Source organism: Streptomyces sp. NPDC059142, from assembly GCF_042755665.1.
Taxonomy (GTDB): Bacteria; Actinomycetota; Actinomycetes; order Streptomycetales; family Streptomycetaceae; genus Streptomyces.
This window is the reverse complement of record NZ_JBHZDA010000012.1, coordinates 1-26,007: the sequence shown is the minus strand read 5'-3', so window position 1 is coordinate 26,007 and position 26,007 is coordinate 1. Positions and strand designations below refer to the sequence as shown.

The window sequence follows — 26,007 nt, the reverse complement described above, 5'->3', positions numbered from 1 at the left end:
GTCCCGTAAACACCCCCCCCTTCCCAGCCGTTACCGCCCCCGCGCGGACGCGGCTCGTCGTGCCGAGGGCGGCGAGCAGATCGCCCACCCGGCGGCTGTAGGTCCGGCTCGACATGCCGAGGCGCGTCGCCGCCGTCTCGTCCGTCATCCCGGCGACCAGGGCCTCCAGCACCGGACGTAACGACCCGGGCAGGCCGCCGGGTGTGGGCAGCGCCTCCGTCGGCAGCTCCTCACCCGTCTCCCACCAGATCTCATGCGTACGGACCAGGGCCTGGACGACCACCGGATCCCGGATCAGCAGCAGCCCGTGGTAGTGGAGTTGAAGATCGAGGGGGACCGCGGCGACCGAGCGGTCCACCAGGATCATCGTGAAGGGGATGGAGTCCGTCTGCCGCGCCTCGCCGGGGAGTTGGTGGGGGAGGGGATACGGCAGCCCCACCAGCCCGTGCCGGGGAACGATCCGGCGCACCCCGACCGACGGACGGCGGCTCCGGCCCCGGCGGCCGGGACCGCTCTCCGGCCAGCCCCGCTCACCCGCCGCGCGCACGCAGGCGCCCGTGAAGTCGAGAAAGTGCTCCGGCACGCACTGCCCCAGACAGCTTCCGGGGTCGTCGAAGATGAGCAGTTCACGGCGGGCCGAACGGACCAGGGCGGTGAGGGTGGCCGTCACCTCCCGCACGCCACGGATCGGCCGGCCCGGCGGATGTGGCGTGTCGTCGGATTCCTCCCGCATCGCACCCACCGACAGCATCGACCTGTTGAGCACAGAACCAGAAACATCCGACACGGCTGACCACCCCCGCCATCCCCTCGGAGCCGTACGCCACTCCATGTACGCACATCATTGCGCACCGTGACAAGTGCAGTTCAGAGAGTGGCGAATCCATGCCAGAGGTTCAAAAGGCGTCGACTTTTCCCCGAGTCGGTGATCGGGGTGTGCCGTTCAGTCGAACTTCGCCACGTAACGACGCTGCCAGGGAGTCTCGACGGCGTGCCGGGAGTAGTGCCGCCGTACGTACGCGACCGCCTCGTCCCGCGGTACCCCGTCGAGCACGGCGAGGCAGGCCAGCGCCGTGCCGGTCCGTCCCCGTCCGCCCCCGCAGGCGATCTCGACGCGCTCGGCGGCGGATCGTTCCAGCGCCTCCCTGAGCGCTTCGGCGGTGGCCTCACGATCGGTCGGCAGCCGGAAGTCGGGCCAGCGCAGCCAGCGGTTCTCCCAGAGCACACCGGGCGGTCTGCGCGCCAGCAGATAGAGCGCGAAGGTCGGTGGCGGGCCCGGCGGCATCGGGTGGCGCAGCCCCCGGCCGCGCACGAGCCGCCCGGAGGGGAGGCGGAGGATTCCGGCGGCGGTCGACTCCCAGGGTTTGTACGGTGTCGTGGTCACGCCGGTCAGGGTAGGTGCTGCGACCGGCGCGCGGAACGGGCCCCGGACGAGGTGCTGATGCTGTCCGGGGCCCGTTCGCGCGGCCCGTTCCATGAGACGGGTGGTGCGGTCTGAGGCTGGTGGCGCGGCCTGAGGCTGGTGGTGCGCCGCAGAGGGGGCGGTGCGCCGAAGGTGGCGGCGCGGCCGTCGGATGTCCGGCGGACGCGGCTACTTGGGCATCAGCACGGTGTCGATGAGGTACACCGTGGCGTTCGCCGTCCTGATGTTGCCGCAGACGATCTTCGCGGTCCCGTCGACCTTGAAGTGCGTGCCGGAGCCCGAGGTCGTGAGCGGGGCACCCTCCAGCGTCCGGAACGTGCCGTGCGGGAGCTCACGGGGGCTGATCCTGCGGTTCACCACGTGGTACTTGAGGACCTTCGCGAGCTGGGTCCGGTCGCTCAGCAGCCGGTCGCGCTGCGACTTGGGGATCTTGGCGAACGCCTCGTTCGTCGGCGCGAACAGGGTGAGGGCGTGACCGTTGTTCAGCGTTCTCACCAGTCCCGCCTTGCGCGCCGCGGCGACCAGCGTGGACAGGTCCGGGTTGTGCGAGGCGGCGATGGCCAGCCGCTCCCGCGCCATGGCGCGGAGGCTGCCCTCGCCCCGCCTGGGCAGCGAGGAGCACGCGGGGCCGAACGGCACGGCCACGCCCGGCGCCGTCCTCGGCCTGCTGGGCGACGGCGAGGTGGAGCCGGAGCCGGAGCTGGAGGTGGAGGGCGAGGTGCTCGGGGACGCCGGTTCCGACGGCGACGCGGAGGACGCGGGCGCCGACGGTGACATGGACTCGGCGGCCGATGTCGAGGTGTCCGGCGACGGGGTGACCGCGAGGGCCTGGGGCGCCTGCGTCCCCAGGGTGACGGGGAGGGCCGCCGCGAGGGGGGCGGCCACAACCGTGGCACGGATGCGGGTGCGCTTCATGTTCGATTCCTCTTCCTGTGGGAGGAGTCCTCGGCTCATGGGGTGACCGGGCTAAAGCGTAGCCACGGCGCGCCGGATTCGGCATCTTGAGCCGTTCGGCCCAGCGCCCCAGCGCCCCGGCGCCCCGGGCCGCCCCGCTCCGCGCCCCGGTTCACCCCACCCGGTGCGTCCAGCGCCCCGCCAGCAGCGTCCCGTGCACCGGCATCCGCCGCAGCGTCGCGTCGTCGGCCGTCAGCGGGTCCGTGTCCACGATCACCAGGTCCGCCGGGTCCCCGACCCGCACCGAGGTACGGCCGCGCGCCGAGGCCGCCAGCGCCTGCGCCACCGAGAGCCGCTGCTCCGGGTGCCAGGAGGGTCGCCGATCATCCGTACGGGTGACCGCGTTGGCGAGGGACAGCCAGGGGTCGAGCGGTGCGACGGGCGCGTCCGAACCCAGTTCGAGCCGGGCGCCGGCGGCCAGCAGATCCGCGTAGGCGAAGGCCCGGTGCGTACGGCCGCGCCAGTGCAGGTCGGCGACGTCCCGGTCGTCCACGGCGTGTGTGGGCTGCACGCCCACGGTGACGCCGAGGGCCGCGAAGCGCGCGATGTCCTCCGGGCGCAGCAACTGTCCGTGTTCGATCCGGCCCCGGCAACGGACGGACGCGAACGCGTCGAGCGCCAGTTCGTTGGCGCGGTCCCCGATGGCGTGCACCGCCGGCTCGATCCCGTGCGCCGCCGCCCGGCGCATCAGGCCCGTCACCTCCTCGGGGGTCATCTCGGCGATCCCGTACGGGTGCGGCAGACCGGTGGAGTCGGGGTACGGGTCGTGGCAGAGCGCCGTACGCGTGTTGAGCGAGCCGTCCGTGATCAGCTTCAGCGGCCCGGTCGTCAGCAGCCCGCCCGCCACGTCCGGGGGCACCACGCCCGTACGGAGCCCCCGGCCGACGGCCGCGTCCAGATGGGCCGGGTAGACGGCGGCGGACACCCGTACCGGCAGCGGGCCGGGGGCCCCGGCCGTCCGGCGGGTCCAGTCCGTGATGTTGTCCGCGTGTTCGAAGTCCAGGATGCCGGTGACCCCGAGCCGGGCCGCCGCGGCGCAGGCGTCCCGTACCCACGCGTCGGCCGTCTCCGTGGGGACGGAGGCCAGCCGGGCGGTGGCGTGGAAGGACTCCCGTTCGCGCAGCAGCCCCGTCGGGTGGTCGCCGAGGCCCAGCAGCGCCAGCGCCGGGGAGTTGGCCCACGCCGAGTGGAGGTCGGCGCCGACGAGCAGGACGGGCCGGTCGGGGACCAGCGCGTCCAGCAGGTCCTTGTGGGGCGCGTCCGGCCACAGGCCGTCCCGGAAGCCGTACCCGGCCAGCGTCTCGCCGGGCGGCAGGGTGGCGGCGCGCGCACCGGCGGCGGACGCCGCGGCGCGGGCCGAGCCGAGCCCCGCCAGGTCGAGGCGGCGGCGGGCGACGGCCCAGCGCACGATGTGGACGTGGCCGTCCCACAGGCCGGGCAGGAGCGTACGCCCGTCGAGGTCGACGCAGGGGCCGCCGCCCGGGGCGCCCGGGGACGGGCGGATCTCCGTGACGCGCCCGCCCCCGGTCCGTACGTCGCACAGGGGGCCGCCCGCGCCGAGCCGGACACGGCGCAGCGTGAGCGGCGCGGCGGGTGACACGGGTGCCGGTGCGGTCATACGGGCCTCCTGGCAGCGCGGGGTTACGGGCTCAGCGTGGCCGCTCGTCCGGGGCGGGTCCCGTACGGGCGGCGTGGTCGGCGGCGGCCAGCAGCGTCGCGTACTGGACCCCGGCGAGCGTCGCGATCGGGATCGGGTCGCCGATGGCCGGGGCGGCCTCGTCCTCCCAGCCGCGGTAGGCGCGTTCCAGTTCCCGGTGGCAGCGGCGGACCGTGGGGGTGGCGGTGCCCGCCGTCACCTCGGCGGCGAGCGCGCGCAGCAGCATCCCGCCGAAGCGGACGCGGAAGCTGTGCACGGAAGTCCGGCAGGCGTACCGCTCGGCCGCCGTCGCGTACCGCTCCTCCAGCCCGTCGGCGCGGGCGCTCTCCAGCTCGGCGAAGTTCGTCAGCGACGGTACGAAGTCCTTCACCGCCCGCAGGAAGGGCGTCGGGATGGTCAGTTCGGGGGCGGCGGCCTCCAGGAGGCGGTTCAGCAGCTCGCCGGTGGTGCGGAGCCCGTCCGCCCGCTCCCGTACGACCTCGGCGTGGCGCTCGGCCACGGGGGTGTCGTCGTCCGCCTCGGGGTGGGCCCAGTGCGGGACCTCCGCGGCGAAGTAGAAGGTGCCGTACGGCTCGGTGTAGGCGGCGCTGGAGGCGCCCGCGAGCGCGGCGGCGGCGTCGGCGCCGAGACCGTCGAGGTAGTCGTAGGCGTCGCGCATGTCGATGACGCCGTAGACGGAGGGCGCGTACCGGGGGGAGTGCGCGGCCTCGGGCTCACCGGTGGCGAGCGGGATGCCGACGGCCGGGGGAACGGCCTCCAGCAGCCCGTACAGCTCGGGCGCCGGCCGGCTGACGTAGTAGTAGGCGCCGCCCGACTCGCAGTTGTGCAGGGTGGTGAGGAAGCGCGGCTCGGTGGCGTCCAGCAGCCGCATCAGGGCGAGGGTCTCGGGCAGGACGCGGTCGAAGTAGGCGTCGCGGTAGGCGAAGGGGAAGGTCCACTCGACCTGTTCGTCGCCCGCCGGGCGGTAGAAGTGGCGCCCGTACAGCCGCTTGTCGGTGGGGTCGGCGAACCAGCCCTCGTTGAGCCGCGCGCCGTCCGGGTCGACGCAGGGCACGATGTGCCACGCGCCGCCGAAGTGCGCGCGCAGCGCGTCGTCCTCGCAGAGGGTGGTCGCGAGGTGGAGTGCGGTGACGGCGCCGACGGGCTCGTTGGGGTGCACGCCGCCGACGACGACGAACTGCGGTACGGAGCCGTCGGACGCGGCGGCGTCGGGGGCGTCCGGGACACCGGAGCTGTCGGGGCCGTCGGGGAGGACCGTGAAGCAGGGCAGCGGCTCGCCCAGCCGGGAGGTCCCGATGCGGCGCTCCGTGATCCGCCGCGGGTGCAGCGCGGCCAGCGCCCTGAAGGACGCGAGGAGTTCGTCCACGCCCGGATAGGTGTCCGTCGGGGGTACGGTCCCGGCGCGCCGGATCCACTCGGCGGCGTCGGGGGCGGGCTCGGACGGGGCGGACGACTGCGAGGTCGCGGTGGCCATGGGGTGGTGCTCCAGGTGGGGGAGTGCGGTGCGGGTACGGGACCTTCCCGGGATACTCGCCGCGAGCGGGATGATGTGACAACGCAACGGTACGAAAATCTGAGCGTCGGTGACGGCGGCGGTCGCTCGCGCGGGCCGAAACGGCTGAACGCCCGGCCGCCCGCGTACGTATCCAGAGGGAAGGTGTGATCTGACGTTCGACGGTTGTTGCGCGACGGCACGAGGGAAAGGTGGGGTCACGCATGCAGGTGCTGCTCGTCGAGGACGATGCCTCGATCGCCGAACCGCTGGTGGACGGGTTGGCGCGGTACGGATTCACGGTGCGGTGGGTCGGCACCGGCGACGCGGCCCTGGACGCCCCGCGCGGTGACATGGTCCTGCTCGATCTGGGACTGCCCGACATGGACGGCATCGACGTGTGCCGCGCGCTGCGGCAGGACTCCGACGTCCCGATCATCATGCTCACGGCACGCGGTACGGAGGCGGACCGGGTGGTCGGGCTCGAACTCGGCGCCGACGACTATCTGGCGAAGCCCTTCAGCCTGCGGGAACTGGTGGCCAGGATCCGGGCGGTGACCCGGCGCACGCGTATGACGGCGCCCGCGCGCCCCGCGATCCCCGCAGGACACGACGCCCCGTACGGAGCCACGTACGGAGCCGCCTACGGGTCCCCGTACGGAGCCGCTTACGGGTCCCCGTACGAGGCCACCCACGACGCCCCGTACGGGGCCGCTCCCGTGGGCGCCGTTCCGGTGGGGGCCGCGCCCGCCGCCCGGCCCGCGCTCGTCACCGCGCTGCCCGAGGCACCCGGCGCCGGACCGCAGATCATCGGGGACATCCGGATCGACCGGCGGACCCGCCAGGTCCATGTGGCGGGCCGGCCGGTCAGTCTGGCGCCCAAGGAGTTCGACGTACTCGCCCTCCTCGCCGAGGACCCGGGCGCCGTCTGCTCGCGCCGGCAGATCCTCGGCACGGTCTGGGACCCGAACTTCTTCGGCCCGACCAAGACCCTCGACGTGCACATCGCGGCGCTGCGCCGCAAGCTCGGGGACCCCCGCCGTATCGAGACGCTGCGCTGCGTGGGGTTCCGGCTCACGGTCTCGCCCGGCTACGAGGCACGGGCCGACAAGGTGTCCTGACCGCGCGATCCGGACGGAAGGTCCTGGGCCGCCCCGCTCTCAGGCGAGCGCGGTACGGCACTCCTCCAGCATGTGGAGCAGGCCCCGCACCTCCGCCAGCACGGCCGGGTCGAGATCGGCCAGGACGGTCTCCTCGCCCGTCGTCGCGGCGCGCGCCACCGTCCGGCCGCCGGGCCCGTGGACGGCCGTACCGCCGCCGCAGGGCCGGTGCGCGGGGCCGCCCACCGGATTGGAGAACACCGCGTACACGGTGTTCTCCAGCGCGCGGGCGGCGAGATAGACATCGGCCCGGTGTTCGTTGCCGGCCGCGAACGCGCTGGGGCAGACGTAGACATGGGCCCCGGCGAGGGCCGCCGCGCGCCCGTGCTCGGGGAAGGACATGTCGTAACAGACCCCGAGCCCCAGCCGCCAGCCGTCGACGGTGAGGGCCGCGCCCCGCTGTCCGGGCGTCCCCGCCGCGAAGAGGGTGCGCTCGTCCGCGTGCCACAGATGCTGTTTGTCGTAGACCACGGCCGGCGGGCCCGAGGGGCCGAACGCCACCACCGAGTTGGTCAGCGAGCCGTCGGCGGCGCGCACCGCCGCGCCGGTCAGTACGGTCACGGCGCGGGCGGCGGCGGCCTCCGCGAGCGGGTCGAGCCGGGGGTCGGAGAGGGTACGGCCGGGGTCCGCGCGCACCGCGTAGCGGTCGGGCGCGGCGGCGAGCGCGGGCAGGTCGTACGCGCACAGGTGCAGCTCGGGGAGGACGACGACCCCGGCCCCCTCGTCGGCGGCGCGCACCGTCAGGGCGGCGGCGTGGCGGGCGTTGGCGGCCACGTCCCCGGAGACCGCCCCCGCCTGCACGGCGGCCAGCCGGAGCGGCACGGAGGGCAGGGGCAGGGCAAGGGGCGGCAGGGGCTCGCTCATACGGGGGCTCCCAGGGGTCCGGGGGTGCCGGGCGCGGCCGGCACCCCGGTGATGTCGGTGTGTCCGGCCTCGGCGCCGTCCCGTTCGACCAGCACCCGGCAGCCGTGCAGCAGCTCGGCCGGCAGCCGGTGCGAGACCGGCACCGGCAGATCGACGAGGAAGTCGCCGTACGCGGCCGGGGGATGCTCGCCGAGCGGTACGGTCCCGCCGTCGGCGGTCAGCAGGGTCACCCGCCACCGGGCGTCGGCGGCGCGGCCCGTGGCGGCCGGTCCGGTGGCGGCGATGCGCAGCAGCCCGTCCGGCAGCAACTGCGCGGCGGCGACGATCGCCGTGCGCCGTACGGGCCCGCCCAGCGCGTGCATCGGCCCGTGCTTGACCAGCGGCCGGACCGGGCTGCCCCCCGGCGGGTGCCCCGGCAGGTGCGCGGCCACGACCTCGCCCGCGTACATCGTGTGCACGGGGAAGCGGACGGTCTCGCGGAGCACGCACTCGACCGCGACCACCCCACCGGTGACCCAGGGCGTACCGGTCGCCGTCGGCGTGCCGAAGGTGATCCGCTCGCTGCCGGTCTTGTCGACGTCGGCCAGCGAGAAGCTTCCGGCGAAGTCGGCCAGCTCCGCCTGGTCCTCGGCGCAGAGGGTCAGGGAGAACTCCCCGGCGGCGGCGATCAGCGCCCCGGAGGCGGAGCGCGGGCCGAGGACGACGGCCGCGTACAGGGGAGCCTTGTTGACGAAGTAGGACCACTCCGCCGCCATCACGTTCGTGGCGGAGCCGTGCCGTACGGACACCAGGCCCACGGTGCTCGTCAGTTTCTTCCAGAGCTGGTCGGGGATGGCGGGCGTCATGGGGGTACGGAAGTCCTCACGTCGGCGGATGGGGCCGGGCACGGCGCGGGCGGTCACGGGCGGGTGCCGGTCGCGAGCCGGAAACCGATGGGATAGAGCGGGCTGGGGAACGCGCCGTGGCGGCGCCGGGTGCGCGCGAGATCGCCGAAGCGGGAGAAGCTGCCGCCCCGGGCGACCCGGTACGCGGCGCGCTCCCCGTCGCCGGTGGCGGGGCCGGGACCGGCGGAGAGGTCGTCCGTGACGAACGCCCCGCCCCAGTAGGGCCGGTAGTCGTCGGCGACGAACTCCTCGACGTTCCCGCCCATGTCGAAGACGCCGAACGGCGACCGGCCCGCCGGGAACGCGCCCACCGGGGTCGTGGTGTGCACGCCGCTCTCCCGGGTGTTGGCGGCGTCCGCGTCGAACGTGTCGCCCCACGGGAACGCGTACCCCGACGGCCCCTTCGCCGCGTACTCCCACTCGGCCTCGCCGGGCAGCCGCCACGGATGCCCGGTGCGCTCCGACAGCCAGAGCGCGTACGCGTCGGCGTCCTCGGGGCGTACCCCGGCGACGGGATGGTTGGCCCGGTCGTAGGGATAGGCGCCCAGGTACCAGGTGGTCGGCCTGTCGGGGTGGCGTGTGTCCGCCAGGAAGTGCCGGTATTCCGCGTTGGTGACCGGGTAGGTACTGATCCAGTAGTCGGCCAGCATGACCTGTTCCACCGGCGTCTCCTTCTCGATCCAGGCCCGCTCCACGCCCACATGGGCCCACGCGTCCACCACCGCCCCGACCTCCCGGGGCGGCAGACCGATGGGTACGGGGCCGCCCGCCACGGCACGGGTGGCGGGCGCCGCGCCCGTACGGACACGGGGGTCGCCGAGGAGCGCCAGCAGCCCGCCGGCGGCGAGGCGTACGGCCCGCGGCTCGGCCGGGTCCTCGACGGCGGCGGCCAGTGCGGCGGGGGTGAGGCCGCGCAGCCGGGCGGCGGCGTCCTGGCCGGGGTGGAGCAGGAGCGGATCGGCCAGTTCGGCGTGGGCGGTGAAGTGCGGGGAGGGGGGAGTGGGAGAGGCGGAGGAGGCAGAAGGGGTGGTGGGTGCGGGGGGTGCGGGAGGTGTGGTCGTGTCCGGTGGCGTCATGCCCGTGTCCCGTTCCGTGTGTCGCCGGTCCGTATCCGGTCCGCGCCGCCGGTGGCGGTGGCGGTGGCGGTGGCAGTACCGGTGCCGGTGCCGAGCGCCAGCGTGTGCCCGGCGGAGCGTGCCTTGGCGGTGAGATAGGCCGCGTTGTCGTCGGTGAGATGGAGCCGGGTCGGCACCGCGGCCGTGACGTCGATGCCGTGGTCGCGCAACTGCCGCACCTTGTCCGGGTTGTTGGTGAGCAGCCGGATCCGCCGCAGCCCCAGCGCCCGCAGCATGGCGGCGGCCACCCCGTAGTCGCGCTCGTCCGCGCCCCGGCCGAGGAGCCGGTTGGCCTCGAAGGTGTCCGTGCGCGCGTTCTGGAGGAGATAGGCGTCCAGCTTGTTGTACAGGCCGATCCCGCGCCCCTCCTGACGCAGATAGAGCACGGCCCCGCCGTCTCCGGCGAGACGGCCCAGCGCCTCGTCGAGCTGGGGGCCGCAGTCGCAGCGCGTCGAGCCGAGGACATCGCCGGTGAGGCATTCGCTGTGCAGCCGCACCAGCGGGACGGACCCGCCGCGTGGCGGTACGAAGCAGGCGAGATGCTCCCCGGCGTCCGGCAGCCCGTGGAAGGTGACGAGTTCGGCGCGCAGCCCCCGGGGCCGGGAGAGGGTGATCGCCACCCGCGCCCGTACGGTCGCCTCACGCGTCCCGCCCTCGGAACCGGAGCCGGAGCCGGAACCGGAGCCGGAGCCGGAGCAGGTGTCGGCGTCGGAGCAGGTGTCGGTGTCGGTCAGGGGTGCGGCGTTCCGCGTACTCAACTCGCCACCCGCCCGTGTCCGAAAGCGTCGGCGTTCTCGATGCTTCCGGCGCCCTCCGCCTGCTCGATCAACTCCTCGACCTGCCACGACCGCAGCTCGCGCACCGGAGCGTCGGGCCCCTGCCGCCCCACGAGCGACAGCCGCCCGTCCCACCCCGCGACCACCATCCGCCGCTCGTCCCACGGGGTCATACAGGAGAGCCCCTGCCGGAACGCGCTGACCAGGCGGCCCGAGCCGAGCGTGCCGACGCTGTCCTGCCAGTCGATCTCCCAGGCGTAGAGGCCGAAGTCGTACGAACCGGCGAGGACGACCGGCGCGTCGGGGTCGCCGAGCAGGCCGACGCACTTGACGGACTCGTCGGGGCCGAGCAGGGTCTGCACGTTCGCGGCGCGCCGGCCGCCCGTCGCGCCGCCCGTCGCGCGGCCCCCGGCCCCGGCCGGGGCGCCCGGTGCCAGCAGGCCGACCTTCACCGTGTGGTCCCGCGACGCCGACGCGACGACCCGGTCGCCCAGCCCGGCCACCGCGTTGACGAGGTTCCCGTGCTGCCAGAGGGTGGCGCGGTCGTGCAGCGGCCCGGCCGCGACCGTACGGTCCGTGGCGGCCGACAGGAAACCGCCGTCGAACGCGGACAGCGACTTCACCGACCCCGCGTGCGGGGCGCCCCGCTCCACCTCGGCCAGGGTCACCGGATCGAGGGCGATCAGCTCGCCGTTGTACGTACCGGCGACGAGCCGGTCCCCGGCCAGACAGAGCGAGGGCACGGGCGCGCCGAGCGGGGCGCTGACCGTCATGTCCTCGCCGTCGTGGCGGATGACATGGCCCGCGTACGTACCGGCGTAGAAGGTCCCGTCGGGGCCGGCGGCCAGCGACAGCACGGGGCTCGCGGACACCGGCAGGACCCGTACCCCGGCGGGGGCTCCGGCCGTCCCGTCCGCCAGGTCCAGGGCGAGGACGCTCCCGGAGTCGCACCCCACGAGGAGCCGGTCGCCCGACGGGCTTTCCCCCGGCGAGCCTTCCCCCGAGGGACTTTCCACCCCGAGGCGTTCCCCCGGCGGGCGTTCTCGCGAGGGGCGTTCCCCGGGCGAGCGGCCGGCCGGTGCGCTGTCGCCGCGCGGGTGGCCGCGGAGGACCGCGAGCGCGTTCGCGCCATGGCCCGGCCGTTCCGGGGCGGAGAGTTCCGCTCCGGTCGCGAAGTCCAGCAGATGCGGCGCGTTCCAGAAGCTGCCCGCCGCGACCAGCCCCCGCGCCGACGCCACCGACCGCGGCCACAGCCGCGCGTCGTGCACCTGCCGGACCGGCTCGCCGCTGATGTCGATCCAGTGCAGCGAACCGTCGTACGCGCCCACGACGATCGAGCAGTCGTCGTCCGCCCACGCGACCGAGCGCGCCGCGGCGGTGGAGACGGTGACGGTCCGCAGACACTCCAGGTCCGGCGTCAGCAGATTGACGACCCCGTCGTCGCGCGCGACGGCCAGCAGTTTCCCGGAGTGCGACCAGGCGCACCCCTCGACGGACGACGCGTAGTGCCGCATCTCCGCGGTGGCCGGGCGGCCGGGGTCGCCGACCGCGACCATGCCGTCCTCGCCGACCGTGGCCACCAGCCCCTCGCAGCTCACCGAGACCATCATGCAGTGGGCCGCGTGGGAGCCGATCTCGGCGAGGAGCGCGCCCGTCGGCGTGTCCCACATGGTGGCGCGGCCGTCCTCGGAGACACAGATGAGCCGCCGGCCGTCCGGCATCCAGGCCACGGAGTTGATGTCGTCGGTGTGCCGGGCGAGGACCGTCACCAGACGGTGCTGCCCGTGCTCGGGGATCCGCCACACCGCGACCGTCTTGTCCGCCGACGCCGTGGCCAGCAGGGTCGGGGCGGTCGGGCTCCACGCGGCGGCGTTGACGAGACGCCGGTGGCGCAGCCGCGTCAGCGGGACGGGCCTGGCCGGCTCGCTGGTGTCCCACACCAGCACGGTGCCGTCGTACGAGCAGCTCGCGAGGCGCTTGCCGTCCGGCCGGAAGGCGACATGGGTGATCGGGGCGGCATGGCCCAGCGGGTCGGGCTTCAGGTCTATCGTGCGCATGGTGCTTCCCTCTCCGGGCGGTCGGTCGCTGGGGGCATCGGGCGTACGGTCCCTCGGGGGGTCGCCCGGCGGTGCGTCACCGGTCCTGGATCCGCAGGTCGAGGACGGCGGGGCGGCGGGGCAGCCAGTGGTCGCGCACCTTGACGAGCCGGATCCTCTTCGGGCGCCGCTCGATCCGGTAGAGCGACAGCAGCCCCGTACGGCAGCCGACGAGCAGATACGGAGCCCCGTCGGCGCCGTGCAGCAGATGCAGCGCCTTGGGGTAGTCGGGCAGGTCCTCGAACAGCCCGAGGAACGCGCCGGTGGTGTAGTCGTACGCGGCGAGCTGCATCCCGTACGAACTGGCGATCACCAGACCGTCGCCGACGACGGCGTTCTCGACGGTGTTGGAGAGCAGCTTGAGCCAGCGGGCCACGACGCCCTCGCCGACGACGAGTTCCTTCACCCCGCCGTCGCCCGTGAGATAGGCCCGGCCGCTCTGGATCCACAGACGCTTGGGGTACTCGCCCTGGTCGAACCGCCACCGTACGGAGGCGTCCGCCCGGTCGAGGACGACGATCACCCCGTTCCTGGTGACCAGGAGGCGGTCGCCGTCGGGGAGATAGGCCGCGGCCCAGACCGGCAGCCCGTCCACGGTGAAGGTGTCGAGCAGGTGCCCGTCGGCGGTGTCCACCTCGACGGCGCCCGCGTTCGTCGCGACGAGGGCCCGTGCGCCGTCCGGGCTGACCGCGACCGTGTGGGGCAGGGCGGGCAGTTCGGCGCTCCACCGGAGCGCGGCGGCGCCCGTGCCCCCGCCACCGCTCCCGCCACCGCGCCCGTCCTGGCCGTCGTGGCCGGTGTGGCCGGTGTGGTCGGTGTGGTCGGTGTGGTCGGTACGGAAGACCCGGTGGTCCCGGGTGACGCCGAGCCACCCGGAGCGCCCCGCGGACCGTACGGGGGCCACGCGGCGCGTGAACCCGAATCCCGTGGGGTGCTCCGCCGTCACCTCTGTCATCGGCCCGCCGGCCGTCTCCCGGATCCGGACGACGGTGACCCCGGTGTCCGTGGCGCAGTACAGGGTGGCGGGGTCCTCGGGCGAGGGCTGGATGTCCCACACGGCCTGTCGCGGGAAGCCCATGGCCCGTACGAAGGTCCCGTCGGCGTCGAGTTGGACGATCTCGCCGTCCTGGCAGAGCACGTACACCTGGCCGTCGTCGGCGGAGACGGCCAGATCGGAGAGCTGGTGGGAGAAGCCGGTCACGGTGCGCGTGATGCGCAGGGCGCGCTCGGTGTTGTCGAAGATGTGGAGTTCACCGTCGAAGCCGCCCGCGTACGCCCGCAGATGGTCGGGGGAGAAGGTGACGAACTCGACGTCGTCCCGGGCGAAGAGGCACTCGTCCTCCTTCTCGCCCGACGCGCTCACCACCACGACGCCGTTGGCGATGTCGGCGTTCTCGCCCGCGCCGAAGTCCTGGGTGGCCCAGAACCGGTCGTGGCGGGCGTCGTAGCGCACCCGGTGGATGTTGCCGTCGTCCAGCTTCACCCGGTCGGGGAAGTCGGCGTCGCCGTCGAACGACCCGAACCGGAGGTTCCCCTTCTTGTCGGAGACGGCGTGCCGGGTGGGATGCTCGGTACAGGCCCACTCCATGGGGCTGGTCCCGCAGATGTTGGGGCGGATCTCCAGCACCGTGAAGGTGTGCAGATCGACCACGAGCATCTGCCGGTGGTAGCCGCTGGTGACATGGACCTTGCCCTTCCAGATGGAGATGCCCCGCGAACTGACGGGCGAGGGGCGCTCGTCGGGAATGAGCAGGGCGGGGTCGCAGACGGCGGCGGGGTCGAGCCTGTCGACCAGCTCCAGCGTGTCGAGCGACCAGCGGAACAGCGCGCCCATCCGGTCCTTGCCGATGACCCAGCCGTCGGCGACGGCCAGCCCGTACAGCGGCCTGCCCTGCGGGACGAAGGGGGACGACCGGACGACGCGCAACCGCCCGTCGAGGAGATGGACCCGGCCGTGGGTGTCGGAGGCGAGCAGGCCCACGCCCTCCACGTGCACGATTCTGACGATGCGGTCTGCCGGCTTCACGATGACGTTTCCCTGGTGTCGGGGTGGACGGTCGGTGGGTGGAGGCGTGGGGGCGGACCCGGCCGGCGGACGGTGGGGGGAGTACCGCCGGCCGGGGTGGTGCGCCGCTTCGCGCCCTCGCGCCTACTTGTTGGGCTCTACGCCCTGACGGTCACCGTCGTCGTCATCATCGTCATCGTCGTCGTCATCGATGTCGTCGTCATCGTCGTCATCGTCATCGTCGTCGTCCGTGCACGTGTCGTCGTCGAAGGTGCCGCCGGCGGCGATGGCGGGATCGGCGGCGGTCTCCTGGACCACCCGGGTCAGGGCGTCCACCTGAGCCCCTTGCGTACCGCTCCCGTTGACGAAGACGACCTTCCAGACGGCGCGCCCGGCCTCCTCCTCCAGTCCGACCCCGGTCACACGCCCGCCCCCCACCTCCCGCAGCACCAGGTCCGCGGCCTGCGCGGCGTTCTTCACCTGAGGGGACTCGACCTGCCCGCCGGCCTGGGACCCGCTCGACAGCGTCCGGCTCCCACCGCTCTGCGCGGCGCCGCCGGAACCGCCGCCGGCCACCTCCTCGCCCGCGACGGCCAGCCCCGTACCACCGATCGCCAGACCGCCGAGAGCGACCACGGCCACCAAGGATTTCCGCATTGCCTGTACCTCCTGCATATCGGGTGCTCCCGACTGGTATAGAAGCCGCGATAATCCTGTGACCAGGGCATTGTCCGAGTCTTGTCCGCCTCCTGTCGGATTCCTGCCCGGGGCTTCACCTAAGGCCGGCAGGCCCTAAGGGGCCGGGGCACTGACGACGGCGCCGACCGGGCGGGTCGCTCTCACGTGGTCCCCGAGAGCGCGGACCACCGCCGCGGCCATGACGGCCTGGCCGCGGGCGTTCTGGACGAGGCCGTCGGCGCTCCACATCTCCTCGCCCGCCGCCGGACGCACGGCCGCCAGGTCCGCGTAGAGGGCGCCGTGGCGCAGGGCCAGGGTCGCGCACGCGTCGGACTGGGCGCGCTGACGGGTCCGCAGCACCTTCTCGCCGAGCAGCCGCGCGCCCGGCGAGCGGGTCAGGTCGAACGGGGTCACCAGCACCACGTCGTAACCGTGTTCACGGAGCGGGGCGACCACCCGGACCACCTCCGTCCGGAGCGCGTTCGGGTCGAACGCCGGGTGCAGTACGTCATGTCCGGCCAACTGCACCACCGCCAGATCGCCGCCGAACGCCAGCGCCCGCGGTAGCTGCCGCGAGCGGACCGCCGCCGCGCTCTGCTCCCGTACGCCGAGCAGGCTGAGGCAGGCGAGCCGGGGCTCCACCACGCGCAGGGCGTCCGCGACCCGCTCGTACCAGGGCGCGCGGTCGTAGCCCTCCACCCGCTCCACGCGCCGGGGCGCCCGGCCGTCGCCGAGCACCACGAGCCGGCGCCAGGGCAGCCCGTCCAGCAGCCGGGCGGCCTCGCCGTCGCCCAGACAGCCCGGGTCGTCCGCCTCGAAAACGGGGGTCAGGTCCACGTCCAACACCAGGTATCTCCCTCTTCACGGGTCCACGAATCCACACGTGCGCGCAGACGGAACGCGTCCCTCCGCGGAACGCGTCGCCATCTCAGGCCCGTCTCAGCGAAATATCAGGCCGGACGAGCAGAATCATCAGCACGGCGGGACGGTCCGAGACCACCTCCCACCGTGAGGAGAGGTACCCGAAGCGGCCCAACGGGGTTCCGAGGCAACTCGGATCGGGTGAAAGCCTTCGCAGGTTCGAATCCTGCCCTCTCCGCACCACGCGCCCCCGGCGGCTCCTGTGAGGTGGAGCTGCCGGGGGCGCGGTTCTCCCGGCGGACAACGCGCCGGACGTCACGCCTTCCTGCGCACGACGTCACGCCTTTTCGGGTCGGACGTCACGCTCTGCGCCGGACGTCAGGCCTTCTTGCGCACCACCAGGACCGCCGCGAGCACCAGAAGCGCAAACGCGGCGATGTCTATCCGGGCCACGCGCATGTTCTCGTCGTTGAGCCCGGACGTCGTGTAGGCGAGCAGCAGGAACGTCCCCATGCTGATCGCGCCGGCGCTGAGCGCGGGCACCCGGAGCGACCTGATGAACGCCGCGCAGAGCAGGCCGGCCCCGACGAGCCCCAGCAGCACCGCGCGGTGCCGCAGCAGCATCGTCAGATCGGCGGAGTCGGCACCGGCGACCGACACCCCGTACGCCGTACTGATCTGCGACGGCGCGACGGCGACGAAGCCGGGCACCAGATTGATCGCACCGACCACGACGAAGAGCGCGGTGATGAGTCGGTCGGTCCACATGATGTCTTGTCCGTTCATGGATGGGGATGAGAAAGCGGGCGGCTTCGGGGGTACGGCCTCAGGGCGTACGCCGGGCCGCCCGGTCCAGGCTGTTCAGATAGGCCCGCAGCAGGGGCCTGGCCGGGCGGGCCGTGAGCGGGACCCGCGGGGCCCGGTCCCGGTGCCAGGGGTAGCGGGCCGGACCGTGCGCCGACGACGGGTCCTCGGTGAGGGAGTGCGCCACATGCGCCCCGTGCGCCACCGACATGGCCAGGCCGTGACCGCAGCAGCCGCCGATGTACCAGATGTCCGGGTGGCCCCCGACCCGCCCGACCACCGGCAGGTCGTCCAGGGTCATCCCGATCTGCCCCGACCAGCGGTGCGTGACCGTCTCCTCGGCCAGGACGGGGTGGAGCAGGCGCAGCCGCTCCTCCAGCCAGCTCCAGGTGGCGGTGCGCAGCGCGGCGGCCCGCCCGGGGCTCAGCCCCGGCAGATGGACCGCCCTGCCGCCGCCCACCACCAGGCGCCCGTCATGGCTGAGGCGGAAGTACGGGGCCAGGGACATGGAGTTCACGAGCGCCGTCCCGGTGGCGCCGCCCAGCGCCGCGCGCGCCTCGGCGCCGAGCGGGGCGGTGGCCACGGCGTGCACCTGGAGCGGCAGGACCGTACCGACGGGCAGTCCCAGGGGTCCGGCCGCCGCGTTGACGGCCAGGACCGTCCTGCGCGCCCGCACCGTGCCGCTGGGGAAGAGCAGTTCGGTCGGGGTGGCCCCGCTGCCGGGGCGTACACCGCGCAGCTCCGAGTCGCCGTGGAAGCGGACGCCCTTCGCGGCGCAGGCCGCCGCCAGCGCGCCGCTCAGCGCGGCCGGGTTCAGGGTGGCGGCCGAGCGGTAGAGCAGCCCCGCGTGGTACGGGACGTCGACGCGCTCGCGGATGGCGGCGGCCGACAGTACGGGGACGTCCAGGCCCAGCGCCCGGTACGTCTCCGCCTGCCGGGCGAGCGCGGCCAGCCCGTCCGCGCCCCGGGTCGCCACGATCTGCTCCCCGGTACGCAGCCCGGCGGGCGCGCCCAGTTCCTTGTCGAGCGCGATCACCCGGTCCACGGCGGCGAGCGAGGCCAGATACATGCGCCGTGCCATGGACGGGCCGAAGCTCCGGGCGGCCCGGTCGATGGCAGGGCCGACCCGGGGCCCGAGGAGGCCGGTGCCCCGGCCGCTGGCCCCGGCGGCCGGACCGCGCGCGTCCACGACGACGATGTCCAGCGAGGGGTCGCGTTCGATCAGGTGGTACGCGGTGGACAGGCCGGCCAGACCCGCGCCGACCACCACCACATCGGCGGTGAGCCCGCCGGAGACCCGCGCGGCGGGAGCGGCCTGCGGCGGCTCCCAGCACGGCTCCCCGCCGGCCGGGGCCGCCTCCGGGGCCGTCGGGCCCGGTACGGGGCCCGACGCGGGGGCCTTCATCGCACCGCCCCGTCCGCCAGGGCGTGGAATCCGCGGTCGTGCCAGATCAGGGGCTTGCCGTCGGCCATGTGCAGGGCGGTCACCCGCCCGACGACCAGGCAGTGGTCGCCGTACGCGCGTACCTCCTCCGTCACACAGATCGACCAGGCGAAGGTGTCCGCGAGCACGGGGACGCCCAGCACCTCCTCGTACGACTCGGTGGCGAACCGCTCGGCGGGGGTGGCGGTGGAGAACAGCCGCGCCCGGCCCCGCTGTTCCTCGTTGAGCAGATGGACCGCGAAGGCGGAGCCGGGGGTGATCGCGGCCAGGGTGCGCGAGGAGTGCGACAGGCAGACGAGCAGCAGCGGCGGGTCGGCCGAGAGCGAGGTGACGGTCGAGACGGTCGTCCCCACCGGCCCGTCGTCCGAGGGCGCTGTGACCACGGCTATGCCGGAGGCGAGGCTGGCGTAGAAGTCCAGGCAGAGTTCGGCGCCGGGGACGGACGCCGGGTCCGCTGCCGGCATCCGGTCCGCTTCCGGCCCGCCGGTACGCGCACCGGTGATGACATGGGGCATGGTGGGGCTCCTTCCTGTCCGGGTGTCTGTTTCTCTGGTGAGGGCGGGATCGGCCGTGGGGACGGGATCTACCGCCCGGACTCCAGGGCGTCGCGCAGCGCGACGAGCGTGGTGCGCATGGTCGACCGGTTGCGGGTCCTGCGGCGTACGACTCCGGTCACCAGCGGGGTGACGGCGGTGAGCGCCATACCGAACGGTCCCGCCCTGCGGTCCCGCCACTCCTCGCGGACCTCGCACCCCTCGGGCAGCGGCGAGAACCGGTACGACCAGCCGGCCACCTGGATCCCGAGGAAGCTCACATGGAACGTGAAGGCGCGGCCGGGCTCCGCCTCCACCACCCGGCACAGGGTGGGCCACGGCAGCCAGCGGGCGCGGTTGCGCCCGATGAAGCGCATGCCCGGCCGGGCGGGGCCGCCCCGGCCGAGGATCCACGCGCCCTTGCACTCGGGGCTCCACTCGCCCATCCGCGCCACGTCGCTGACGGCCGCGTAGGCGGCTTCGGGGGAGACCCGGATGACGATGGTCTCGGATATCAGGGAGGGGGTGTCGGGTTCCCCCGGCACTGCGGCGGTCCGGTCGGTGCGGTCGGTCACTTGGGGGCCGTCCTTTGCATGCTGTCCGTGTGTTCGGGGTGTACGGGGCCGGTCGGGCCGGCCAGGGCGCCGGACCCGGGGCGCGCCCGCGCGCGGCCCGGCATCCACCAGTTCACCCGGCTCATCAGCCGCATGGACGCCGGGACGATCAGAAGCCGGACGACGGTCGCGTCGAGGGCGATGGCCAGGGCCATGCCGAGGCCGAGTTGCTGGATGGGCAGGATGCCGGCGAACGCGAAGGCCGCGAAGACCGCGACCATGAGGACGGCCGCGCCGGAGATCAGCGGCATCGTGGCGGACATGCCGCGCGCCACGCTGCCGATGCCGTCCCCGGTGGCGACGTAGTCCTCGCGGACCCGGCTGAGCAGGAAGACCTCGTAGTCCGTGCTGAGGCTGAAGAGCAGGGTGACCAGCAGCACGGGGACGAAGTTGGTGAGATGGCCGTCGACGTCGAAGCCGAACAGCGCGCTCCCCAGGCCGTCCTGGAAGACCAGCACCAGCACGCCGTAGGTGGCGCCCACGGAGAGCAGGTTCATCGCGATGGCCTTGAGCGGCAGGAACACCGAGCGGAAGGTGATGAGCAGCAGCAGGTAGATGACGGCGAGCATGGTCGCGATGACCGGTACGAGACCGTCCTCGATGACCTTGTTGGCGTCGACGCCCTCCGCGGTCTCCCCGCCGACATGGACCGTCCACCCCGTGGCGCCCGCCGTGAAGGCGGCGGCCTCGGCGCGTACCGCGACGAGCAGGTCCCGTGCCGCGTCGGAGGAGGCGGTGTCGTCGCCCACCACCTCGATGAGCGCGGTCCTGCCGTCGCCCGAGACGAAGAAGTCGACGGTGGCGCGCGCGTCCCCGGGCAGCCGGTCCCGCTCCGCCAGGGCCGCGAACGGCCGCTCCCCGCCGGCCTGGCGGAGGGTGTCGACCGCCGAGTCGGCCCGTACCACCCCGCGCAGCGCGGTGATCGTGTCGTGCAGGCGCAGCAGCCCGGCCGTGTCCGCGTCGGAGCGCTCCTGGAGCGGTACGCGGGAGGCGACGACCACCTGGAGCGGGGCGGCGCCGCCCACCCCGAACTCGTCGCCGATGGTGTCGTACCCCTGGCGTACGGCCGCGTCCGCGGGGACGACCCGGGCGTCCGGGGTGAAGGTGTCCAGCCGCAGGGCGGGCAGCGCGAGGGCCGTCAGCGCCGCGACACCGACCACCAGGAACAGCGCGGGGCGGCGCATCACCGCGTGGGTCACCGTGACCCAGCGTCCGCCGGAGTGCCCGGCGGTGGACGCACGCCGCCCGACGCGCCCCCACTCGATCCGGGTGCCCAGCAGATGGAGCAGGACGGGCAGCAGCACCACACTGGTCAGGACGGAGAAGGCGACCACGACCACGGCGCCCAGCGCCATCGACTGGATGACCCCGAGATCCACCAGGAAGAGCGTGGACATGGCGGCCACGATGGTGACCCCCGAGGCCACCACGGTCTCGCCGGAGGTGCGCAGCGTACGGGTGAGCGCGCGCTCGGTGTCGACCCGGGAGAACGGCCCCTCCCCGGTGCGCAGTTCGTCCTTGAAGCGCATGATCATGAAGAGCGAGTAGTCGACGCCCACGCCGAGACCGAGCATGGTGGCGGCGTTCTGCACGAACACCGACAGCTCGGTCCGCCGGGCGATCACGGCGAGCACCGCGAGCGCGAGGACCACCGAGGTGACCCCGACCAGCAGCGCGGCGAGCGCCGCGGCCACGCTGCGGAAGAGCAGCAGGAGCACCAGCAGGATCAGCGGGAGGGTGATGAGTTCGGCGATGATCAGCCCGCGCTCGCTGAGATGGTTCACCTCGCCCCACAGCGCGGCCTGGCTCACCAGGGAGACCTGGAGGCCCTGGGGCCCGTAGACGCCGCTGAGCCCGTCCTGGATGTCCGGCAGCAGCCGGCGCGCGCTGCCGTCGTCCAGCGCGGAGCCGACCCGGACCAGGGCGGTCCTGCCGTCCTCGCCGAGGAAGGCCGAGCGCGCCCGCTCGCCGGTGAGCGTGGTGTAGCCGTACGCGCCCGTGGCCTTGAGGCCGTCGTCGCGGAGCACGGCCTCGGCCGCCTCCCGTACGCGGGTGTCGAAGGCGGGATCGCCCGCGCGGTGCCGGGTGTCCTTGACCACCAGGGTCAGGGAGGTCGCGCCGCGCCCCTCGAAGCCGTCGGTGAGCCGCCCGGCGGCGACGGCGGAGCCGGAGCCCGGCACGTACCACCCGCCGCCGCTGAGCAGCCCCGGCAGCGGGGCCGCCTGCCAGCCCGCGACGCCGAGCAGCAGCAGCCACAGCACGGCGAGCGGCCACCGGTGACGGCCGGTCAGCCGGGACAGGCCGGACGGTAACCGGGACGCGCCGCGGCCCGCGGACCGGGGCGGCCCGCTCGAAGGGGCGCGCCGCTGGCTCATGCGCGGATCGCGATTCCGTGTTCGCGGTCGTCCGTCAGGATCTCCATCAGCGCGCGGTTGCTCGTGGAGAGCCGCTGGATCTTGCGCGTCGCCTTGTTGAGGATCTCCAGCTCACACCGGCCGATCTTGGTGTTGAGGCAGTGCTTGATGCCCCCCGGCGGGTTGTAGTAGTTCAGCCCGACGAAGTCCTCGGGGGCGGCGGTGAAGCGGCCCCGGACGGCGACCGAGTCGTCGGAGCTGGCGAAGTCCCAGTAGAAGTAACCGAAGTCGGCCTTGGCCTTGAGCGCCTGGCGCGGCGCGGACAGGTTGTACTCGCGGTCGTCGTGACGGAGCACCAGGAACGTGATCTTCGGCGTCTTGACCGGGCCGACCAGCCGTGTCGTACCGGTGACGATCTCCAGGAAGCTGTCCGGGTGGTCGTCGAACCCGGCGACCTGGCCGAAGGCGTAGTGATCGGTGTGCCGGCTGCCCCAGTTGTGGTTCTGGCTGCCGGTCCAGCCGTCGACGTCGATGGTCTCGCCGTTGACCGTGAGCTTGCCGGTGTAGCTCGCCCCCGGGATCCCGACCAGGCTCTTCGCCTTGGGGAACCCGCCGGTGTACATGGACGGCGGCAGCAGGAGCAGCGGCGGTTCCGAGCCCTCGTAGCTCAGGTCCCAGCCGATGCGGCCGTTGGTGCCGACGGCCTCGCCCTTCAGACTGCCCGGCTCCAGGACCCGGTCGCTCACCCGGGCGCCGAAGGAGTCGGTGTTGAAGTGGCAGTCGGAGATCGGGTACTCCTCCTTGGCCACCACATGACGGCCCGTCGTGCCGTCGAAGTAGATGGCCCACAGCTCGCCGATGGCGGCGTGGGGCATCCCGGCGGGGCTGAAGATCGTGTACCGGATCCAGAAGGCCCGGGGCTCCGTCGGGTGGTTGCCCCGCTGGTAGAAGCTCTCGTAGTGGCCGGCTTCCTGGCCCGGACGGTACTGCGTCCAGTTCAGGCGCTCCGCGTCCGCTGTGCTGGGGTCGAAGTTCATCGGGTCCGTCTTCCCATCCGATACCGGTGCTGGTACTGCTTCTGCGTCTGCTGTTCCGTGCTACGGGGCGCCGGGTGTCCCCGTACGCGCGTGCGCGGTCATGTCCATTCCGTACCGGGGCCGCAGCGTGATCGACGCCTGGTTGACGACCCGGTGCGCCGGCACATGCCGGAACTCGTACCGCCGTACCAGGGCGGCGAGCAGCAGATGTGCCTCCATCAGCGCGAAGTGCTTGCCGATGCAGAGGTGCGGGCCGGCCCCGAAGGGCATGTGCGCGAAGCGGTGGCGGCCCTTCTTCCCCTCGGCGGAGAAGCGGTCCGGGTCGAAGCGCTCCGGGTCGTCCCAGTGCCGCTCGTGGCGGTGGATGTTGTAGAGGTTGACCAGCAGCCGCGAGCCGGCCGGCACGGTGTGGCCCCCGAGCACGGTGTCCTTGAGCACCAGCCGGGGCACGATCGGTGCCGACGGGTAGAGCCGCAGCGCCTCCTCGAAGACCTGGAGCGCGTACGGCATCGCCGCCAGGTCCTCCATGGTGGGCATCCGGTCGCCGAGGACCTCGTCCACCTCGTCCTGCACCCGGCGCAGCGCCCGGCGGTTGCCGGAGAGCAGGTAGAAGGCCCAGGTGAGGGTGATCGCGGTGGTCTCGTGCCCGGCGCCGAAGGTGGTGATGACCTCGTCCCGCACCTGACGGTCGCTCATGCCCTCGCCGGTGTCGGCGTCCCGTACGTCGAGCATCATGTCGAGCAGGTCGGGCGTGCCGTCGCCCCGGGGGACCCCGTCCGCGGCGGCCTTGCGGCGCTCCGCGATGATCCCGTACGTCATGTCGTCGATCCCCTTCATGACCGCCTGGAAACGGCGGTTGCGGGGGGTCGGCCAGTCGGTCGGCGGGCTGAACGGGTTCTGGAGCCGGTCGAAGGCGTAGTTGATGGCGACGTCGACGGCCTCCGGGCTGATGCCGTCCCTGGTCTGCTCGACATCGGTGGAGAACATGCAGCGGCTGACGATGTCGAGGGTGACCCGCATCATCTCCGCGTGGACGTCCACCACGTCGCCGCTGCGGTACGAGGAGGTCATGTGCGCGACCTGGTTCGCGGTCGACTCCGACATTGACTCGAACATGCGGGCGATCGCCTGTTTGGTGTAGATCGGCTGCATCATGCGCCGGTTGCGCATCCAGCTCTCGTGGTCGTCGCTGGTGAGCAGGCCCTCGCCGAGGATCAGCCGGAGCGGGTTGTCCGGGCCGAGCTTGCCGTACGTCGCGCTGTCGGTCAGGACCTCGCCGGCCAGCTCCGGACTGGAGACGCCGTGCACGACGACGGGACCGAGCCGGTAGCGGACCAGATCGCCGTGGTCGCGCCAGCCCTGGTGCATGGCGTCGAGGATGTCCTTGCGGAAGTCCAGGACGCTGCCCAGCACGGGCAGGCTGCGCGCCTCGGGCGCGGAGGGGGCCACCCCGGTCCTGACCGGGGCGACGGTGTCGCGTGTCGCTGTCATCGCGGGCTCCGTCCCCTTCACTTCCGCGCCAGGGCGCAGACCCAGCCGAACGAACGGAGCGGCTCGGAGACGAACCGGGCCTCCTGGAAACCGGCCTTGCCCAGCATCTCCACCAGATCGTCCCCGGAGAGGATGCGCAGACCCTCCCGCTCGGAGCGCTCGGTGAACCGCTTCCCGAGAAGCCGCTGCTTCGTCGTGGGCGTGTCGGACGCCTCCCGGCTCATCTCCAGGGTGATCGCCACCTGCCCGCCGGGCTTGAGCACCCGGTACGCCTCGCTGAGCCCGCGCATCGGGTCGGGCCAGAAGTAGAACGTCTCGATGGCGCTCACATGGTCGAAGGACGCGTCCTCGTAGGGCAGCGCGCCCGCGTCGCCCTGCTTGAACTCCACCCGCCCCGCGGCGACACCGTCGACATTGCGCCGTACGGACTGCCGGACCATCTCGGCGGAGTAGTCCACGCCTGCGACGAATCCCTGACTCGCCCGCTCCGAGAGGAGTTTGGCGGCCATACCGCCGCCGCAGCCGATGTCCAGGACCCGCTGCGAACGCCGTACCTCCATGTGCTCGATCGCCCACACGGTGAGCGTACGGTGCTGCTTGGCCATCACGTGGCCGATCAGCCGACCGGCGCGCCCGTTGGGCTGCTTGAAGTTGTTCTCCACCAACTCCAGCGGACCCTTGAGCAGTTTCTCGATCATCCGGACTTCCCTTCGCGGTTCGCAACGTCTCGGGTGGTGCCACAGAACGGGCCCACGGCCCCGGAGGGCGGGCCCGGCAGGTTCCGGGAACGGGTGTACGGGCCGACGCGCGCGTACGGTGCGCGGCGCCGTCGCCCCGGCGGTCCGACCGCCCCGGGCGGGTCCCCCGCGAGGGCGGGGTCGCTCCACGGCGTCGGATGGTCGGCGGAGAGGGCAGGATTCGAACCTGCGCGGGCTTTCACCCGATCCGGGTCACCCCGGAACCCCGTTGGACCGCTTCGGGTACCTCTCCCTGCCGCGGGGGCGGAACGATCACCGCTCCCGCCGCGCTCCCGATGCTGCCGCAGCGTTCTGAGATCACGCTGAGATCTTCCTGAGACCGCCCGCCGGCCGGCGGCCCGCGGCCGGACGGGGGAGTGGACCTGATCCACGCAGGGCAGCAAGGAAGAATCAGGAGGGAGGGGAACGCCATCGAGAACGACACCGCCCACGGCGTCGGCACCGGCCACGGCGACGACACCGGGAACGCCGTGGGAGAGGCCGCCGACCCTCACTGCCTGCGGCCCGGCGAGGCACGAGCACTCCTCGCCGGAGCCCCGTGGCGCCGTCTGGTGGTGCTGGGGGACCTCGCCGTCGAGCGGGCCGCCGAGCCGGTCGAGGGGTACGGCACACAGCCGTGGTACGACCGGGTCGCCGCCGCCCTGGACGAGGCGGCCGAGGGCGTCGCCTACCTCAACCTGCTCGGCCGGCGCGCGGCCCGCGCCGCGCAGGTCCGCTCCGGGCAGCTCCCGGCCGCCCTCGCCTTCCGGGGCGATCTCGCGCTGGTGTGCTGCGGCACCGCCTACACCCCCGACGAGACCTTCGGCAGATACGGGCTGACGGCCGAGCTGGTACGGATCGTCGCTCCGCTGCGCGACGCCGGTCATGACGTCGTGCTGGTCGGCTCCCCGCCGCTGGCCGCCTGGCCCGGTCTGCCGGCCGACCGCCGTGAGCGGGTCGCCGAGCAGCAGCGGCGCGTCTCCGAACAGGCCAGGGCCGTCGCCCTGCGCCACGGCACGCTCTACGTC

The 26,007-nt window shown here is 73.5% G+C and carries 23 protein-coding genes and 2 tRNA genes; 3 read left to right on the top strand and 22 right to left on the bottom strand.

Features of this window, described 5'->3' with window-relative positions; translation table 11 throughout:
- The 5 genes from ACFXPK_RS07000 to ACFXPK_RS06980 form a co-directional block, all read right to left on the bottom strand.
- On the bottom strand, positions 1–679 hold a 679-nt coding region (locus ACFXPK_RS07000), incomplete at its 3' end, for a hypothetical protein (protein ID WP_385072536.1).
- A 264-nt stretch (positions 680–943) separates the two neighbouring features.
- On the bottom strand, positions 944–1,384 hold the full coding sequence (locus ACFXPK_RS06995; protein WP_385007577.1) for a protein-tyrosine phosphatase family protein: 441 nt from the start codon (positions 1,382–1,384) through the stop codon (positions 944–946).
- 207 nt (positions 1,385–1,591) lie between these two features.
- Complete coding sequence (locus tag ACFXPK_RS06990) at positions 1,592–2,338, bottom strand: fasciclin domain-containing protein (RefSeq protein ID WP_385072533.1); 747 nt, start codon at positions 2,336–2,338, stop codon at positions 1,592–1,594.
- A gap of 151 nt (positions 2,339–2,489) precedes the next feature.
- Positions 2,490–3,995: an amidohydrolase family protein gene (locus ACFXPK_RS06985; RefSeq protein WP_385072531.1), complete on the bottom strand. Its 1,506-nt coding sequence runs from the start codon at positions 3,993–3,995 to the stop codon at positions 2,490–2,492.
- 31 nt (positions 3,996–4,026) lie between these two features.
- On the bottom strand, positions 4,027–5,508 hold the full coding sequence (locus ACFXPK_RS06980; protein ID WP_385072528.1) for a M14 family zinc carboxypeptidase: 1,482 nt from the start codon (positions 5,506–5,508) through the stop codon (positions 4,027–4,029).
- 242 nt (positions 5,509–5,750) lie between these two features.
- On the opposite strand from ACFXPK_RS06980, the gene ACFXPK_RS06975 reads away from it, so the two are divergent.
- The gene (locus tag ACFXPK_RS06975) at positions 5,751–6,647 is read left to right on the top strand and encodes a response regulator (RefSeq protein ID WP_385007372.1); all 897 of its coding nucleotides are present in this window, start codon (positions 5,751–5,753) and stop codon (positions 6,645–6,647) included.
- Between the two features lie 39 nt (positions 6,648–6,686).
- Here the strand turns inward: ACFXPK_RS06975 and ACFXPK_RS06970 are convergent, their stop codons facing one another.
- From ACFXPK_RS06970 to ACFXPK_RS06935, 8 genes are all read right to left on the bottom strand, one after another.
- Complete coding sequence (locus tag ACFXPK_RS06970; protein ID WP_385072525.1) at positions 6,687–7,550, bottom strand: carbon-nitrogen hydrolase family protein; 864 nt, start codon at positions 7,548–7,550, stop codon at positions 6,687–6,689.
- Positions 7,547–8,395, bottom strand: coding sequence for a flavin reductase family protein (locus ACFXPK_RS06965; RefSeq protein WP_385072523.1), 849 nt, complete (start codon positions 8,393–8,395; stop codon positions 7,547–7,549). The genes ACFXPK_RS06970 and ACFXPK_RS06965 overlap by 4 nt, the downstream gene beginning before the upstream one ends.
- Positions 8,396–8,448: 53 nt before the next feature.
- A complete protein-coding gene (locus tag ACFXPK_RS06960) occupies positions 8,449–9,510 on the bottom strand; it encodes a formylglycine-generating enzyme family protein (RefSeq protein ID WP_385072520.1) in 1,062 nt (353 codons plus the stop codon).
- Entirely contained in the window at positions 9,507–10,169 is a 663-nt protein-coding gene (gene ribA, locus ACFXPK_RS06955; RefSeq protein WP_385072638.1) for a GTP cyclohydrolase II RibA, read from the bottom strand. Before ribA ends, ACFXPK_RS06960 begins: the two co-directional genes overlap by 4 nt.
- A gap of 134 nt (positions 10,170–10,303) precedes the next feature.
- Complete coding sequence (locus ACFXPK_RS06950; protein WP_385072518.1) at positions 10,304–12,382, bottom strand: WD40 repeat domain-containing protein; 2,079 nt, start codon at positions 12,380–12,382, stop codon at positions 10,304–10,306.
- 76 nt (positions 12,383–12,458) lie between these two features.
- Positions 12,459–14,447: a WD40 repeat domain-containing protein gene (locus ACFXPK_RS06945; RefSeq protein ID WP_385072515.1), complete on the bottom strand. Its 1,989-nt coding sequence runs from the start codon at positions 14,445–14,447 to the stop codon at positions 12,459–12,461.
- A gap of 123 nt (positions 14,448–14,570) precedes the next feature.
- Positions 14,571–15,083, bottom strand: coding sequence for a hypothetical protein (locus ACFXPK_RS06940; protein WP_385072513.1), 513 nt, complete (start codon positions 15,081–15,083; stop codon positions 14,571–14,573).
- Positions 15,084–15,218: 135 nt separating this feature from the next.
- Complete coding sequence (locus ACFXPK_RS06935; RefSeq protein ID WP_385006942.1) at positions 15,219–15,950, bottom strand: GDSL-type esterase/lipase family protein; 732 nt, start codon at positions 15,948–15,950, stop codon at positions 15,219–15,221.
- A 166-nt stretch (positions 15,951–16,116) separates the two neighbouring features.
- Between ACFXPK_RS06935 and ACFXPK_RS06930 the strand changes: the two genes are divergently transcribed.
- Positions 16,117–16,203 (top strand) — tRNA-OTHER (locus ACFXPK_RS06930).
- A 140-nt stretch (positions 16,204–16,343) separates the two neighbouring features.
- Here ACFXPK_RS06930 and ACFXPK_RS06925 read toward each other — a convergent pair.
- The 9 genes from ACFXPK_RS06925 to ACFXPK_RS06885 form a co-directional block, all read right to left on the bottom strand.
- A complete protein-coding gene (locus ACFXPK_RS06925) occupies positions 16,344–16,751 on the bottom strand; it encodes a hypothetical protein (RefSeq protein ID WP_385005369.1) in 408 nt (135 codons plus the stop codon).
- Positions 16,752–16,791: 40 nt separating this feature from the next.
- A complete protein-coding gene (locus ACFXPK_RS06920; RefSeq protein WP_385072509.1) occupies positions 16,792–18,174 on the bottom strand; it encodes an NAD(P)/FAD-dependent oxidoreductase in 1,383 nt (460 codons plus the stop codon).
- Positions 18,171–18,728, bottom strand: coding sequence for a flavin reductase family protein (locus tag ACFXPK_RS06915; protein ID WP_385005373.1), 558 nt, complete (start codon positions 18,726–18,728; stop codon positions 18,171–18,173). The genes ACFXPK_RS06920 and ACFXPK_RS06915 overlap by 4 nt, the downstream gene beginning before the upstream one ends.
- Positions 18,729–18,796: 68 nt before the next feature.
- Entirely contained in the window at positions 18,797–19,321 is a 525-nt protein-coding gene (locus ACFXPK_RS06910) for an SRPBCC family protein (RefSeq protein ID WP_385072506.1), read from the bottom strand.
- Positions 19,318–21,735 carry an MMPL family transporter gene (locus tag ACFXPK_RS06905; RefSeq protein ID WP_385072503.1) on the bottom strand — a complete coding sequence of 806 codons (2,418 nt, stop codon included), beginning with the start codon at positions 21,733–21,735 and terminating at the stop codon, positions 19,318–19,320. Before ACFXPK_RS06905 ends, ACFXPK_RS06910 begins: the two co-directional genes overlap by 4 nt.
- Positions 21,732–22,751 (bottom strand): hypothetical protein, encoded by a 1,020-nt coding sequence (locus ACFXPK_RS06900; RefSeq protein WP_385072500.1) that lies wholly within the window; start codon positions 22,749–22,751, stop codon positions 21,732–21,734. The genes ACFXPK_RS06905 and ACFXPK_RS06900 overlap by 4 nt, the downstream gene beginning before the upstream one ends.
- A gap of 60 nt (positions 22,752–22,811) precedes the next feature.
- Complete coding sequence (locus tag ACFXPK_RS06895; protein WP_385005380.1) at positions 22,812–24,242, bottom strand: cytochrome P450; 1,431 nt, start codon at positions 24,240–24,242, stop codon at positions 22,812–22,814.
- A gap of 17 nt (positions 24,243–24,259) precedes the next feature.
- Positions 24,260–24,940 carry a class I SAM-dependent methyltransferase gene (locus ACFXPK_RS06890; RefSeq protein ID WP_385072497.1) on the bottom strand — a complete coding sequence of 227 codons (681 nt, stop codon included), beginning with the start codon at positions 24,938–24,940 and terminating at the stop codon, positions 24,260–24,262.
- Between the two features lie 205 nt (positions 24,941–25,145).
- Positions 25,146–25,232, bottom strand: a tRNA-OTHER gene (locus ACFXPK_RS06885).
- Positions 25,233–25,356: 124 nt separating this feature from the next.
- Here ACFXPK_RS06885 and ACFXPK_RS06880 point away from each other — a divergent pair.
- Positions 25,357–26,007 (top strand): GDSL-type esterase/lipase family protein (locus ACFXPK_RS06880; protein WP_385072494.1); only part of this gene is annotated, 651 nt, incomplete at its 3' end.

Excerpts from the sequence above, each read along its gene's own strand:
- ACFXPK_RS06990 (WP_385072533.1), bottom strand. The coding sequence starts at position 2,338 with ATGAAGCGCACCCGCATCCGTGCCACGGTTGTGGCCGCCCCCCTCGCG.
- ACFXPK_RS06985 (WP_385072531.1), bottom strand. The coding sequence starts at position 3,995 with ATGACCGCACCGGCACCCGTGTCACCCGCCGCGCCGCTCACGCTGCGC.
- ACFXPK_RS06980 (WP_385072528.1), bottom strand. The coding sequence starts at position 5,508 with ATGGCCACCGCGACCTCGCAGTCGTCCGCCCCGTCCGAGCCCGCCCCC.
- ACFXPK_RS06975 (WP_385007372.1), top strand. The coding sequence starts at position 5,751 with ATGCAGGTGCTGCTCGTCGAGGACGATGCCTCGATCGCCGAACCGCTG.
- ACFXPK_RS06970 (WP_385072525.1), bottom strand. The coding sequence starts at position 7,550 with ATGAGCGAGCCCCTGCCGCCCCTTGCCCTGCCCCTGCCCTCCGTGCCG.
- ACFXPK_RS06965 (WP_385072523.1), bottom strand. The coding sequence starts at position 8,395 with ATGACGCCCGCCATCCCCGACCAGCTCTGGAAGAAACTGACGAGCACC.
- ACFXPK_RS06960 (WP_385072520.1), bottom strand. The coding sequence starts at position 9,510 with ATGACGCCACCGGACACGACCACACCTCCCGCACCCCCCGCACCCACC.
- ACFXPK_RS06950 (WP_385072518.1), bottom strand. The coding sequence starts at position 12,382 with ATGCGCACGATAGACCTGAAGCCCGACCCGCTGGGCCATGCCGCCCCG.
- ACFXPK_RS06940 (WP_385072513.1), bottom strand. The coding sequence starts at position 15,083 with ATGCGGAAATCCTTGGTGGCCGTGGTCGCTCTCGGCGGTCTGGCGATC.
- ACFXPK_RS06925 (WP_385005369.1), bottom strand. The coding sequence starts at position 16,751 with ATGAACGGACAAGACATCATGTGGACCGACCGACTCATCACCGCGCTC.
- ACFXPK_RS06920 (WP_385072509.1), bottom strand. The coding sequence starts at position 18,174 with ATGAAGGCCCCCGCGTCGGGCCCCGTACCGGGCCCGACGGCCCCGGAG.
- ACFXPK_RS06915 (WP_385005373.1), bottom strand. The coding sequence starts at position 18,728 with ATGCCCCATGTCATCACCGGTGCGCGTACCGGCGGGCCGGAAGCGGAC.
- ACFXPK_RS06905 (WP_385072503.1), bottom strand. The coding sequence starts at position 21,735 with ATGAGCCAGCGGCGCGCCCCTTCGAGCGGGCCGCCCCGGTCCGCGGGC.
- ACFXPK_RS06900 (WP_385072500.1), bottom strand. The coding sequence starts at position 22,751 with ATGAACTTCGACCCCAGCACAGCGGACGCGGAGCGCCTGAACTGGACG.
- ACFXPK_RS06895 (WP_385005380.1), bottom strand. The coding sequence starts at position 24,242 with ATGACAGCGACACGCGACACCGTCGCCCCGGTCAGGACCGGGGTGGCC.
- ACFXPK_RS06890 (WP_385072497.1), bottom strand. The coding sequence starts at position 24,940 with ATGATCGAGAAACTGCTCAAGGGTCCGCTGGAGTTGGTGGAGAACAAC.